Genomic DNA, 13,359 nt, shown 5'->3' with positions numbered 1-13,359 from the left:
AGGAGGTTTTTGTATGGAACAGCCGATTTTTCAATACGGAAAAACCGAAACCGACGCACTTTCCGCCGCCGATCCGGTGCTGGGCGCGGCAATCGCACGCATTGGCCCTATCGAGCGCGCGGTGATGCCCGATCTGTTTGAAGCGCTCATCAACGCCATTGCAGGGCAGCAGATCTCCTCCAAGGCGCTGGCGACCGTGTGGGCGCGGCTGTGTGATGCGGTCGGGCAGGTCACGCCGGACAATGTGCTTGCGGCAGGGGAGGAACGCCTGCGCGCCTGCGGCCTTTCCGGCAGGAAGGTGCAGTATATGCGGTCCGCCGCGCAGGCGGCGGCAGGCGGTGCGCTGGATATCCACAGCCTTGTGGACAAAACCGATGAACAGATCATCCAAACCCTGACCGCGCTGCCCGGCGTCGGCCGGTGGACGGCGGAAATGCTGCTGATTTTTTCTTTGCAGCGCCCGAATGTGCTCGCCTATGACGATTTGGGCATCCGCAGGGGTATGTGCCGCCTGTACGGGCTGGATGCGCTCTCCAAAGCGCAGTTTGAGGGATATTACGCGCGTTATACGCCCTATGCCACGGTGGCCGGCCTGTATTTGTGGGCAGTGGCGGCGGAAAACTGAATCAAAAAAAACCGCTGTGAAAACAGCGGTTTTTTTAAGGAAAGACCTGTGCAAAAAGCTCGGCGGCGCGTAGGGCAAAGCGGCGGTGGGCTTCGGGCGTGAAGTGTACGCCGTCAAACGCGAGCGGCAGCTCCCACGCGCCCGTATCGGCAAAGGCGAGCCCGCGGGCGGCGGCAAGCGACTGAAAACAGCCGGCCAGCCGGATGCTGTGGTCAATCAGGCGGTCATCCTCAATCCATGCGCCCGGCTGAAAGGGAGGGGGCGCAAGCACCAGCACACGCCCGGCAAAGGGCAGAACCGCGCCGGTCAGCGCCTCCATGCGGGCTGCGGCCTGTTCGGGCAGCGCGCCGCAGAGCAGGTCGTTGCTGCCCAGCAGAATACATATGCCGTCCAGCGGCAGGCAGGCGCGCAGCTGGCGGCGCGTCAGGTCAAGGGCCGGCGGCGTGTGCGGAATCTGCTGTCCGTTCTGGCCGCCGTTGACCAGGCGCCAGCGGCTGCTGGCGTTCAGGCGGTCGACCCACCGGTCGGCGGCGGGATACCGGCCGCCCAGCATGCCGCGCGGGTCATAGCCAAAGGTGTTGGAATCGCCCAGGCAGTAAATGGTTTTCTGTTCCATACGGTTGCCTTTCCTCCCGAAAATAAAAGCGGCAGAGCGGCTGCCTGTCAAAAAAAAACCCGCCGCAGGCGGCTGTGCGCTTGCGGCGGATGGTACGGGAGATGGGACTTGAACCCACACACCGAAGTACTGGAACCTAAATCCAGCGCGTCTGCCATTCCGCCACTCCCGCATATGGGTTTAGTATACCTGCAACGGAGGGATTTGTCAATAAAGGGCTTTGCCGGCCTGCCGCGGGCGTTAAATTTCTGTAAATGGGAGTACCAAATACGGGCATTTTGTGTTATACTGAAAATGTATAAATGTATACCGGAATCAGAAACAGGAGCGAAAATGAAAGCAATCCGAATACTGCCTGCACTGCTGGCCCTGCTGCTTGGGCTGAGCGGCTGCGTCCTTCCCTCGGGCGACGACCTGCTGGCGGCGCCCCGGCCGTCCTCCAACTATCAAACGCTGCAAACAGAGCTGGAAAAACTGCTCGCCTCGGGCGTTTCCTATACCTCTCCGGTGGAGGGGGAACACCGTTCGACCATACAGCTGGTCGATCTGGACGGGGACGGCGTGGACGAAGCCATTTCTTTTTTCCGCGGCGCAACGGCGGCAACCAGCAATGTGCTCAAGGCATATATCTATAAAAAACAGGATAATCAGTATGTCTGCACCGGCTCGGTGGAGGGCAAGGGCACGGCCATCCGCTCAGTGGACTATCCCGTCATCACGCCGGACGGACGGCGCGGCATGGCGATTGCGTGGCGGCTGTCGGGCGACGGGGTGGACGTTTTGACCCTCTGCGATTTTGACGAAAACTGCGCGCCGGGCGTACTGCTGGAAACGGAGTACAGCGCAATGGAGCTGACCGATCTGGACGAAGACGGCGCGCGCGATCTGCTACTGCTGACAACGGCGCCTTCCGGCAAGCGCGTGGCGCGGCTGTATCGGTATCAGAACGGCTCGATGGTGCTGGCAGGGGACGCCGCCACCAGCCTGGATACGGTTTCGGTGGAGCGCATGAAGAGCGGCCGCATCGGAGAGCGGCAGCCTGCGGTTTTTGTGGAGCAGAAAACAAGCGGCGGCGTCGGCCTGACAACGGATATTTTTGTCTATGCGGACGGCGTACTCAAAAACCTTGCGCTGGACGGTGAAGATTCGGCCGCGCGCGGCACTTACCGGCCGGTTTCCGTTTATGCGAGCGATATCAATCGGGACGGCGTGACCGAGCTGCCCCGGGCCGTGCTGATGGCCGGCTATACGGACGCCGCGGCGGCAGACGCGCTTTTTATGCTGGACTGGTATGTATACAGCACCGATCAGGCGCCCAGCCTGGCAGTGACGACGTATCAGAATCTGTCGGACGGCTGGACGCTGCTGCTGGACCAAAGCTGGCATGACAGAATTACCGCAGTCAAATCGGCGGAAACCGGCTTGTCTTCGGTGCAGTTTTACGAATATATCAGCGGGGGTCAGAACCTGCCGCTGTTCACCATTTACTGCGCGACGGGTACGCTGCGGGATTTCTATGCGGACCGCAGCGATCTGGTGCAGCTTGGCGAAACGCCCAAGGCGGTTTATTTTGCCAGGATGGACGGAGCAATGCAGGGCGCCATACGGGTGGACGAGCAGAGCCTGAAAGACCGCTTCTCCCTGGTGACGCAGGACTGGAACAACTGAGTATCTGTGTATCGTATATAAAAAGGAGGACTTCCCATGAAGCGTAAGATACTTGTTTTGGAAGATGAAGAGAATATCCGCTCTTTTCTGGTGCTCAACCTGAAGCGCAGCGGTTACGAGGTGATTGAGGCCGAAACGGGCGAACAGGCTCTGGAAAAATATCACGCCAATCAGGATATTGCCGTGGCGGTGCTGGACGTGATGCTGCCCGGCATTGACGGGTATGAGGTCTGCCGCTCCATGCGCGCGGCCGGCTATCAGGCCGGCGTGATTATGCTGACCGCCCGCACGCAGGAGGCGGACAAGGTGACCGGCCTGATGAACGGCGCGGACGATTATGTGACCAAGCCCTTCTCGGTCATCGAGCTGGCGGCGCGCGTGGACGCGCTGTACCGCCGCGTATCCGGCTCGCCCTTTGCGGAGGAGGACGTCATCAAGTCCGGCCCGTTCAAGCTCAACCTGCGCGCGAGAGAGGTGCTGAAAAACGGCATCAAGATTGAGCTGACGCAGATTGAATACGGGCTTCTGAAGGCGTTTATGGAGAATATCGGCAAGGCGCTTTCGCGCGATGAGCTGCTGGAAATGGTATGGGGCCATCACTATGTGGGCGAACTGAAGATTGTGGACGTCAATATCCGCCGCCTGCGCATCAAGATTGAGGACGATCCGGCCGAGCCGAGCCATATCGTCACCGTGCGCGGATACGGGTATATGTGGGAAGGATAAACGGTTTTTTCCGGACGCGGCATCAAAAAGTCAGGCGCATCGTCCTGGCTTTTTATGCAGGCGTCCGCACCCATGCAGAGGCCGGAACGGGTGTTCCGGCAAAACCGCCTGAAACAGAAAGGCAAATTTTCTTATGAATAATCGCAAACATATCAAAAAACCCGCTGCTCCGCCGCAGTCGGCCGTGCCCAAAGTGCTACATTCCCCGGGCGGTCTCCGGGGGCGCTGGATGATGAACTCGCTTTCGTTTGTGCTGGTCATTCTGGCGGCCGTGGTTATCCTGGTATCGGTCGGTGTGTCGGGCTATTATTATGCTTCCGTGCGGGATACGCTGATCGCCCGCGCCACGCAGACCGCGGATACCTACCGGAAATATTTTACCGAAAATTATGACCAGTTTTATACCCAGGCCGAATCTTCGGTGATGACGTTTGAGCTGAAAGACAAGATGGAACTGCAGTTTCTGGACCGGAACGGGCGGGTACTGCTGTCCACCTCGGGCCTGACGGGCGGCGGCATGGCCTCCACCGAGGAAGCCGCCCGGGCGCTGGCCAACCAGAAAACGGATAGTTTTATCGGCCGTGACCTGCTTTCCGACGAGCGCGTGATGAGCGTGACCGCGCCGCTACTGTCCTCCCGCGGGGAGCTGATCGGCGGCGTGCGCGTCATTTCCTCGCTGCGCATTGCGGAAAGACAGATTTGGATTATCATCGGTATGGTCATACTGGTCTGCGCGGTGTTCCTGATGCTGGTTGTGGCCTCCAACAGCTATTTTATCAAATCCATCATCGACCCCATCCGCAAGCTCAACTCCATTGCCAAGGAAATTGCGGCCGGCCGCTACGGTGTGCGCCTGCAAAAGACCTATGACGATGAAATCGGCGAACTGTGCGATACCATCAACTATATGTCGGATGAAATCAGCCGGGCCGAGCGCATGAAGAACGACTTTATCTCGTCTGTCTCGCACGAGCTGCGCACCCCGCTGACCGCCATCGGCGGCTGGAGCGAAACGCTGCTGGCCGGCGGCGGAGAGGACCCCGAAGAGGTCATCATGGGCCTGAATATCATCCAGAAAGAGGCCGGCCGCCTGACCCGCATGGTGGAAGAGCTGCTGGACTTTGCGCGCATCGAATCCGGCCGCATGAAGCTGGAGGTCGAGCTGTTCGACCTGTCCATCGAGCTGTATGAGGCCGTTTACATGTATGAAAATCTGCTGCAAAAGAGCGGCATCCATCTGGAATATGACGAGGATGTGGACGCCAATTATTACATCAACGGCGACCGCCACCGCATGAAGCAGGTGTTTCTGAACATCCTGGACAACGCCGCCAAATACGGCGGGGACGGCAAGCGGATCGACGTCAAGCTGCGCCGGGAGGGCGGCAAAATCGTTGCGGTGGTGCGCGATTACGGCGCCGGTATTCCGGAATCTGAGCTGCCTTTCGTCAAGGAGAAGTTTTACAAGGGCTCGTCCAAGCAGCGCGGCAGCGGCATCGGCCTTGCGGTAACCGATGAGATCGTTACGCTGCACGGCGGCAAGCTGGATATTGCCTCCACCGTCGGCCAGGGCACGACGATCGTCATCACGCTTCCGGCGGCAGAGGCCGAGGAAGCGCTCGGCATTACGGGCGCGCTGCCCAAAATTCCGGAAACCCCGCATACCCCAGAATCTGAAGGAGACCTGTAAATGGCAACACAAAAGAAAACCACAATCGGCGGCCAGGCCATCATTGAGGGCATCGTGATGAAAGGGCCGGAAAAAACCTGCACGGTGGTGCGTCGGGCCAACGGCGAGCTGGTTGTGAAAGAGGAAACCGCGCACCAGCCCTCCGCCCTGTGGAAGGCGCCCGTGCTGCGCGGGGCCTATAACCTGTTTACCGCAATGAAGGACGGCATTCAGGCCATCAATTATTCGGCTTCGTTCTTTGAGGATGAGGAGGCCGACGTGCCGCCCTCCAAATTTGAAGTGTGGCTGGAAAAGAAATTCGGCTCGGCAGGCGTGGAAAAGTTTATCCTCGCCCTGTCCACCGTGCTCGGCATCGCGCTGCCGGTCGGCCTGTTTATGCTGCTGCCCAGTTTTCTCGGCGGCTTTGTGCCGGAAAGCTGGGGCGTGCCGGGCCGCAACATTGCGGAGGGCGCGGTGCGTATTCCGCTGTTTCTGCTGTTCATGTGGTCGGTATCGCACATGAAGGACATCCACCGCACGTTTGAATACCACGGCGCGGAGCATAAGACCATTTTCTGCTATGAGGCAGGGGAGGAGCTGACGGTGGAAAACGTCCGCCGCCAGCAAAAGTATCACCCCCGCTGCGGCACCAGCTTTATGTTTGTGCTGATCATTGTGGCAACCATCGTCTCGTCCATCGTGTTTTCCTTTGTCAACGTGGTCAATCCGTTTCTGCGGATGCTGGCGCATCTGCTTCTGCTGCCGCTTGTGGTTGGCATCAGCTATGAGTTCAACCGCTATGCCGGCCGGTCGGACAGCCTGCTTTCCCGCGCGCTGCGCTGGCCCGGGCTGATGATCCAGCATTTAACGGTGTTTGAGCCCGATGACGCGATGATTGAAGTTGCCATCACCGCGATGAACGCGGTCATTCCGGAGGACGGTTCGGATAACTGGTAAAACTGCGGGGGAACGCCCCCGGCCGCGCCTGTGGGACGGAAACAAAAGGGAAAGAGGTGGCCGCATTGACCAAAACCATCAACGATGTTTACATGCAGCTTTACAAGCGGTTTAAAGAGGCGGACGAGCCCCAGCCCTCGCTGGCGGCGCGCGAACTGACGGCCTACGCCTGCAAGGCGGATAAGGCCCATACCGCCGAATGGGGGCACGTCTATCTGGACGACGCCACCGTTGATTTTGCGCACCTTTTGTGCGACCGCTGCCTGGACGGCGAGCCGCTGGCCTATATTCTGGGCGAGTGGGATTTCTGCGGACTGACGTTCCAGGTGGACCGTTCGGTGCTCATTCCGCGCGCGGATACCGAGCGCCTGTGCGAGCTGGTCGTCGAACGGGCAAGGCAGAAGGTATCGCCGCGCATTCTGGATTTGTGCTGCGGCTCGGGCTGCATCGGCATTGCCGCTGCGCATATGGTGGAGGACGCCCGCGTTGCGGCCGTGGATAATTCGGACGGCGCGCTGCGCATTTCCCGCGAAAACGCGCGGCGGCTGGGCGTACAGCGCCGCTATCTGGCGCTCAAGGCCGATGTGCGCTTCCGTCCGCCGAACGGCATGGGGCAGTTTGATATCATCGTCTCCAACCCGCCCTATGTGACCCGCGCCGAAATGCACGGGCTGGACAAAAGCGTTTATCAGTATGAACCACATGAGGCCCTGTTCGGCGGAGAGGACGGGCTGGATTTTTACCGCAGCATCTGCGCCAAGTGGAGCAGCCTGCTGGCGCCGGACGGCGTGATGCTGTTTGAGTGCGGCTACCGGCAGGCCACGCAGGTGGCCGCCATCATGGAGGAAAACCGCTTTGCCGGCATCGGCATTGCGGAGGATTTATCGGGTGTGCAACGCATTGTGTATGGGTACAACGCCAATCTGGAACCGGACGCTGTTTAAGCAGCGGAAAGGAGAGACGAACGATGATACGGAATGCCGTTATTGCAGTAATCGCTTTTTTCATGGTTTTCTGGGTGCTGGCCGCAGTGATGGGCAACGGTGCGGTGATTCTTTATCCGGCGGTACTGGTCGGTCTTATCATCGCCTGCACCACGCGGATTTTGCAGGAAATTAACGCCCTGCGGCGTGAAATCCGCGGTGAAGAAGAAGAACCGTCCGAAGGGACGCCGCCCCTCAGCGAACGTCTTGCCGCCGGAAACGGAAAGGAAGAAGAATAACCGTTCTGCGCTGTACACCGAAATGCCCGCCGAAAGGCGGGCATTTTTTCCGGCAAAATAATCGAACAAATTTTCGATAAAATGATTGCAATCAAACCGGCATGCTGTTATAATGAACCTAAGGAATCAACAGGCAGGAGGCTATCAGATGGCTACGAAAAAGCAGCTGGAACCGGTCGCGCCGGCGGCTGATAAAAAGAAAGCGCTGGCCAAAGCGCTGAGCGATATTGAAAAGAATTTCGGCAAGGGTTCGGTCATGTGTCTGGGTGAAAATGCCGGCATGGCGGTGGACCATATTCCAACGGGCTCCATCGGCCTGGATCTGGCGCTGGGCATCGGCGGTCTGCCGCGCGGCCGTATTGTGGAAATTTACGGGCCGGAATCTTCGGGCAAGACCACGGTTGCGCTGCACTGCGTGGCAGAGGCGCAGAAACTCGGAGGCACGGCCGCGTTTATTGACGCGGAGCATGCGCTGGACCCCGTATATGCGCGCGCGCTTGGCGTGAATATTGACGAGCTGCTGGTTTCCCAGCCGGATACGGGCGAACAGGGCCTGGACATTGCCGAGGCGCTGGTGCGTTCGGGCGCGATTGATATCGTCGTCATCGACTCGGTTGCCGCGCTGACGCCCCGCGCGGAAATTGAGGGCGAAATGGGCGAATCGTTCGTCGGCCTGCATGCGCGCATGATGAGCCAGGCCATGCGCAAGCTGGCCGGTTCCATTGCCAAGAGCCAGTGCGTGGCCATCTTCATCAACCAGCTGCGCGAAAAGGTCGGCGTGATTTACGGCAATCCGGAGGTGACGACGGGCGGCCGCGCGCTCAAGTTCTATGCCTCCGTGCGGCTGGACGTGCGCCGTACCGAGCATCTGAAGGAGGGCGGCGTCAATTACGGCAGCCATACCCGCGTGAAGGTGGTAAAAAACAAGGTGGCGCCCCCGTTTAAAGAGGCGGAGTTTGACATCATCTACGGCGAAGGCATTTCCCGCACGAGCGAGCTGGTCGACCTGGGCGTGAAATATGGTATTTTGAGCAAGGCGGGCGCGTGGTTTTCGATGGGCGACCTGCGTTTGGGACAGGGGCGCGACGCCGCCAAGCAGTATTTTAAGGAACATCCGGACGAGGCGGACGCCGTGCAGAAGCAGATCATGGAAGCGGTGGAAGCCGAACGCCAGAAGGCGCGGCTGGAAGCGCCGGCTGCCAGACCGGCCGCTGCCCCCGCAGCCAAACCCGCAGCGCCCAAAGCCAGCGCGGCGCGGGCGGTCAGCATTGACGCGGACGATTTTGACGACCTCGAAGAATGAGCGAGCAGGCATACCGCGCGGCGCTGGACGCGGCGGCAAAACAGCTCTCCTATCGCGCGCTGAGCGCCAAACTGCTGCGGGACAAGCTGCTGGAAAAAGGGCATGACGAACAGGCGGCGGACTATGCGCTGGCCTGGCTGACCGAGCGCGGCCTGCTGAACGATGCGGCCTATGCGGAAAGCGTGGTGCGCAGCTACGCCCGCAGAGGATACGGAGAACGGCGCATCCGGCAGGAGCTGGCCGCGCGCGGCGTTGGGCAGCAGGATGCGGAGGCCGCCATGGCGGCCTTTTCGCCCGACCGCGCGCAGCTTGCTGCGCTTTTGGATAAACGGCTGCACGGCGATGTGTCCGACCGGAAAGAAATCGAAAAGGCGGTCGCTTTTTTGCAGCGGCGCGGTTTTTGCTGGGGAGAGATCAAAGCCGCGCTGGAGCAATATGCCGAAGACCGGTGAAAAGGACGGTACGCCGCTGCCGTGATGCACAAAAAAGCCCCTCTGCTGCAAAGCGGAAGGGCTTTTTCTTGCATGTTTGCCCCTGGTGCGGTATCATAATAAGGAAAGAAAAACAGATTCGGAAAGGAAGTATTTCCATGGAAACGACCAAAATTCCCGCGCGCGCCGATATCCCCGCGCAGGACAAATGGGCAATTGGCGATTTGTTTGCCTCGGACGAGGCATGGCGCGCAGCGCTGGCGCAGGCGCGGACGTTTATTCCGCAGATCACGGCCTTCCGCGGCCGCCTGGGAGAGAGCGGCCAGACCCTGCTGGACTTTTTCCGGCTGGATGACGAGGTCAGCCTTGCCTTTGACGCGCTGATCCACTATGCCCAGCGCAAAAACGATGAGGACACCCGCGTTGCTGCCTATCAGGAGATGGTCAGCCAGGTGACACGCCTGGCCGTTGCATTGCAGTCCGCCGCGGCGTTTGAAACGCCCGAGCTGCTGGCGATTCCGGACGATACGCTCGCGCGCTTTTACCAGCAGACGCCCGCGCTGGAAAATTACCGCCTGTGCATCGACCGTGTGCGCCGCCGCCGCGCCCATGTGCTGAGCGAAAAAGAGGAAGCGCTGCTGGCCGCCGCCGGTGAAATGGCCCAGTGTCCGGATGAGATTTACTCCATGCTGAACGACGCCGACATGACTTTTCCGGACGCCGTGGACAAAGACGGCAAGACCTATCCGGTCACGCACGGCTCCTATATCCCGCTGATGCAGTCCTATGACCGTGTGCTGCGGAAATCTGCCTTTGATTCGCTGTATTCGGTGTATGGCAAATTCCGCAATACGGCGGCGGCCACGCTGTCCGCGCAGCTCAAAAGCCTGCTGTTTTTTGCAAATGCCCGCCGCTATCCGTCGACGCTGGCCGCTTCGCTGGATGGAAACGAGGTACCGGTGGAAATTTACCGCAATCTGATTGACGCGGTCCACCGCTCGATGGCACCCATGCACCGGTATGCCGCGCTGCGCCGCCGTCTGCTCGGGCTGGATGAGCTGCACATGTACGATTTGTATGTGCCGGTTGCCAGCGGGGTGGATATGCACTTCACCTTTGAAGAGGCCAAGCAGATTGCGCTCAAAGCGCTTGCCCCGCTGGGGGAGGACTATCTGGCGCTGCTGCGCGAGGGCTTTGAAAATGGCTGGATCGACGTATATGAAAACGAGGGCAAACGCTCGGGCGCGTATTCCGCCGGCGCGCGGGTACACCCCTATGTGCTTTTGAATTTTAAGGGCACGCTGGACGATGTGTTCACGCTGGTGCATGAGATGGGCCACGCCATTCATTCTTATCTGTCCAACAAAACGCAGCCGACGGCTTATCAGGACTACGTCATCTTTGTGGCCGAAGTCGCCTCCACCTGCAACGAAGCGTTGCTGATGGAGTATCTGCTGGGCGTGACCGAGGAGAAAAAGCAGCGCGCCTATCTCATCAATCACTTTTTGGAGCAGTTCCGCGGCACGCTGTACCGCCAGACCATGTTTGCGGAATTTGAGCTGGAAGTCAATGAGATGACGCAGCGCGGCGAAGGCACGACCGCCGACGCGCTCTGCGCGCTGTATAAGCGCCTGAACGAGCAGTATTTTGGTCCGGCGGCGACGGTGGACGATGAAATCGCGCTGGAATGGGCAAGAATCCCGCATTTTTATTATGATTACTATGTCTATCAGTATGCAACGGGCTATGCTGCCGCCATTGCGCTGTCGCGCCGCATTCTGCGGGAGGGCGAGAGCGCGGTGCAGGATTATCTGGGCTTTTTGTCGGGCGGCTGCTCCAGGGACCCGATTGCGCTGCTGCGGGGCGCAGGCGTAGATATGGCCACGCCAAAACCGGTGGAGGACGCGACACGGCTGTTTGATACGCTGATTGACGAAATGGAAGCGCTTCTGGCGTGACAAATGCGGCCGGAACGTGTATAATAAGTTGCATATGAGAAAAAAGGAGAACTGTCATGCCGAAAATAGGACTCATCTCACTCGGCTGCGCCAAAAACCTGGTGGACAGCGAGCACATGCTTGCGCTGCTGCGGGACGCGGGCTGGGAGATTACCGAGGACATGGCCGAGGCTGACGTTGGTGTGGTCAACACCTGCGGATTCATCGAAGCTGCCAAGAGCGAGGCCATTGAGACTATTCTGGAAACCGCGCAGTACAAGCAGACCGGCAATATGAAGGGCCTTGTGGTGACGGGCTGTCTGGTGCAGCGCTACGCGGAGGAAATCAAAAAGGACCTGCCCGAGGTGGACGTTTTGTGCGGCACGGGCAGCTATGAAAACATCGCTGAGGCGGCAGCCGCCGCCCTCGGCGGACAGCGGGCCGCGTACATGAACGACATTGCCGCCGCCGCGCTGGAGGGCGTGCGCGACCGTCTGACGCCTTCCTATACGGCGTTTTTCAAAATTGCCGAGGGCTGCTCGAACAACTGCGGCTACTGCATCATCCCCAAGCTGCGCGGACCGTACCGCTCGCGGCAGCTGGACGCGCTGACCGAGGAAGCGCAGGCGCTGGCAGAGGCCGGGGTGCAGGAGCTGATCGTCATTGCGCAGGATATCAGCAAGTACGGCATGGATTTGCCCGGACACAAGCGCCTGCTGCCCGAACTGCTGCGCCGGCTGTGCAAAATGGATTTCCGCTGGATTCGCCTGCACTATCTCTATCCCGACCAGATTACCGACGAGCTGATCGGCGTGATCGCGTCCGAGGAGAAGATCGTCAAGTATCTGGATATTCCTCTGCAGCATGTATCCAAACGCATTCTGCGCGCCATGCACCGCCCGGGCGACGGAGCGGCCTTCCAGGCGCTGATTGAAGTGCTGCGCGGCCGCCTGCCCGGCCTGGTGCTGCGCACCAGCCTGATTGTCGGCCTGCCGGGCGAGACCGAGCAGGAATTTACCGAGCTGTGCGAATTTTTGCAGCAAGTGCGCATTGAGCGCGTGGGCGTGTTTGAGTTTTCGCCCGAAGAGGGCACCGAAGCGGCCGAACTGCCCGACCAGATTGACGAGGAGACCAAGCAGAACCGCCGCCTGATCATTGAAGAGCTGCAAAGCGGCGTGCTGGACGATTATAATATCGGCCGCCACCGCACGGTGATGGAAGTGCTGTGCGAAGGCTTTGACGATGAGCAGCAGCTGTACATCGGCCGCACCTATGCCGACTCGGTTGAGGTGGACGGGCATGTGTATTTTGAGAGCAAGCAGCCTGTGCAGGCGGGCGAATTTGTGCCTGTGCTGATTACCGACAGCTTTGGACCCGACCTGCTTGGCGTCCGCGAGGAGGAGGCAGACCATGACGACAGCAAATAAGATCACCCTGACGCGCATTGCGATGATTCCGTTTTTCCTTTACTTTGCGTCGCAGCCGATGTTTATCCATGATAAAGCGGCGCAGGCGCAGACGATGGTGCCGACCTTTGTGTTCCCAACGGCAACCGTCATCGCGCTCATTCTGTTCTGCGTGGCGAGCTTTACCGATTTTCTGGACGGCTACGTTGCCCGCAAGTATAATCAGGTGACCGATTTCGGCAAGTTTGTCGACCCGCTGGCGGATAAGCTGCTGGTATCGTCCGCGCTCATTCTGTTCGCCGAGCAGGGCGCGGTAGCGGGCTGGATGGTATGCGTCATCCTTGCGCGCGAGCTGATTATCACCTCGCTGCGCGTGGTTGCGGCGAACAAAGGCCGTGTGCTGGCCGCCACATGGACGGGCAAGGTCAAAACCTGTGTGCAGATCGGCGGCATCATTTTGATTTATCTGTATTACATTTTAATTGGTGCCGCAGGCAGCGGCATGATTGGCGGCGCGGACGGCTGGACCTCTGTAGTGGTGACGGTCAATTCCAATGGAGTCGATTCGCTTTTGTCCCTTATCGGCTGGGTGATGACGCTCGTCACCCTGTATTCCGGCTTTGACTATCTGCGCAAAAACTGGGATATCATCAAGGACGGCGCGGTAAAGCAGAAATAAGCCGTGCAAAACAGCAAAAGGGACGCTTGTGTGCGTCCCTTTTTTGCAGGCAAAAACAGCCATAAAAAAGAAAACCGTCTTTCCGAAGAAAGACGGTTTTTTTGTATCCTGTAAAAACGA

13 protein-coding genes and 1 tRNA gene are annotated in these 13,359 nt (G+C 59.3%); 12 read left to right on the top strand and 2 right to left on the bottom strand.

Going from position 1 to position 13,359, the window contains the following annotated elements; translation table 11 throughout:
* Positions 1 to 13 precede the first annotated feature (13 nt).
* Positions 14 to 625 (top strand): DNA-3-methyladenine glycosylase family protein, encoded by a 612-nt coding sequence (locus ACOYIE_RS01760; RefSeq protein ID WP_433410257.1) that lies wholly within the window; start codon positions 14 to 16, stop codon positions 623 to 625.
* A gap of 34 nt (positions 626 to 659) precedes the next feature.
* On the opposite strand, the gene ACOYIE_RS01755 is transcribed toward ACOYIE_RS01760, so the two are convergent.
* Positions 660 to 1,241 (bottom strand): GDSL-type esterase/lipase family protein, encoded by a 582-nt coding sequence (locus ACOYIE_RS01755; RefSeq protein ID WP_433410255.1) that lies wholly within the window; start codon positions 1,239 to 1,241, stop codon positions 660 to 662.
* Between the two features lie 90 nt (positions 1,242 to 1,331).
* Positions 1,332 to 1,413, bottom strand: a tRNA-Leu gene (locus ACOYIE_RS01750).
* A gap of 161 nt (positions 1,414 to 1,574) precedes the next feature.
* On the opposite strand from ACOYIE_RS01750, the gene ACOYIE_RS01745 reads away from it, so the two are divergent.
* From ACOYIE_RS01745 to pgsA, 11 genes are all read left to right on the top strand, one after another.
* On the top strand, positions 1,575 to 2,909 hold the full coding sequence (locus ACOYIE_RS01745; protein ID WP_433410253.1) for a hypothetical protein: 1,335 nt from the start codon (positions 1,575 to 1,577) through the stop codon (positions 2,907 to 2,909).
* A gap of 36 nt (positions 2,910 to 2,945) precedes the next feature.
* A complete protein-coding gene (locus ACOYIE_RS01740) occupies positions 2,946 to 3,635 on the top strand; it encodes a response regulator transcription factor (protein WP_433410251.1) in 690 nt (229 codons plus the stop codon).
* Positions 3,636 to 3,768: 133 nt separating this feature from the next.
* Entirely contained in the window at positions 3,769 to 5,325 is a 1,557-nt protein-coding gene (locus ACOYIE_RS01735; protein WP_433410249.1) for a sensor histidine kinase, read from the top strand.
* Positions 5,326 to 6,261 carry a DUF1385 domain-containing protein gene (locus ACOYIE_RS01730; RefSeq protein ID WP_433410247.1) on the top strand — a complete coding sequence of 312 codons (936 nt, stop codon included), beginning with the start codon at positions 5,326 to 5,328 and terminating at the stop codon, positions 6,259 to 6,261.
* Positions 6,262 to 6,326: 65 nt separating this feature from the next.
* Positions 6,327 to 7,205 (top strand): peptide chain release factor N(5)-glutamine methyltransferase, encoded by an 879-nt coding sequence (gene prmC, locus ACOYIE_RS01725; protein ID WP_433410246.1) that lies wholly within the window; start codon positions 6,327 to 6,329, stop codon positions 7,203 to 7,205.
* 23 nt (positions 7,206 to 7,228) lie between these two features.
* Positions 7,229 to 7,483 (top strand): hypothetical protein, encoded by a 255-nt coding sequence (locus ACOYIE_RS01720; protein ID WP_433410244.1) that lies wholly within the window; start codon positions 7,229 to 7,231, stop codon positions 7,481 to 7,483.
* Positions 7,484 to 7,631: 148 nt separating this feature from the next.
* Positions 7,632 to 8,786: a recombinase RecA gene (gene recA / locus ACOYIE_RS01715; protein WP_433410242.1), complete on the top strand. Its 1,155-nt coding sequence runs from the start codon at positions 7,632 to 7,634 to the stop codon at positions 8,784 to 8,786.
* The gene (locus tag ACOYIE_RS01710; RefSeq protein ID WP_433410240.1) at positions 8,783 to 9,238 is read left to right on the top strand and encodes a regulatory protein RecX; all 456 of its coding nucleotides are present in this window, start codon (positions 8,783 to 8,785) and stop codon (positions 9,236 to 9,238) included. The genes recA and ACOYIE_RS01710 overlap by 4 nt, the downstream gene beginning before the upstream one ends.
* Before the next feature lie 137 nt (positions 9,239 to 9,375).
* The gene (pepF, locus tag ACOYIE_RS01705) at positions 9,376 to 11,175 is read left to right on the top strand and encodes an oligoendopeptidase F (RefSeq protein WP_433410238.1); all 1,800 of its coding nucleotides are present in this window, start codon (positions 9,376 to 9,378) and stop codon (positions 11,173 to 11,175) included.
* A gap of 56 nt (positions 11,176 to 11,231) precedes the next feature.
* The gene (gene rimO, locus ACOYIE_RS01700; RefSeq protein WP_433410236.1) at positions 11,232 to 12,581 is read left to right on the top strand and encodes a 30S ribosomal protein S12 methylthiotransferase RimO; all 1,350 of its coding nucleotides are present in this window, start codon (positions 11,232 to 11,234) and stop codon (positions 12,579 to 12,581) included.
* Positions 12,565 to 13,239, top strand: a complete 675-nt coding sequence (gene pgsA, locus ACOYIE_RS01695; RefSeq protein WP_433410235.1) for a CDP-diacylglycerol--glycerol-3-phosphate 3-phosphatidyltransferase — start codon at positions 12,565 to 12,567, stop codon at positions 13,237 to 13,239. Before rimO ends, pgsA begins: the two co-directional genes overlap by 17 nt.
* Positions 13,240 to 13,359 lie beyond the last annotated feature (120 nt).

The organism is Agathobaculum sp., from assembly GCF_050946325.1.
Lineage (GTDB): Bacteria > Bacillota > Clostridia > Oscillospirales > Butyricicoccaceae > Agathobaculum.
The sequence above is the reverse complement of the archived record's forward strand: the minus strand, read 5'-3'. Positions and strand labels throughout refer to the sequence as shown.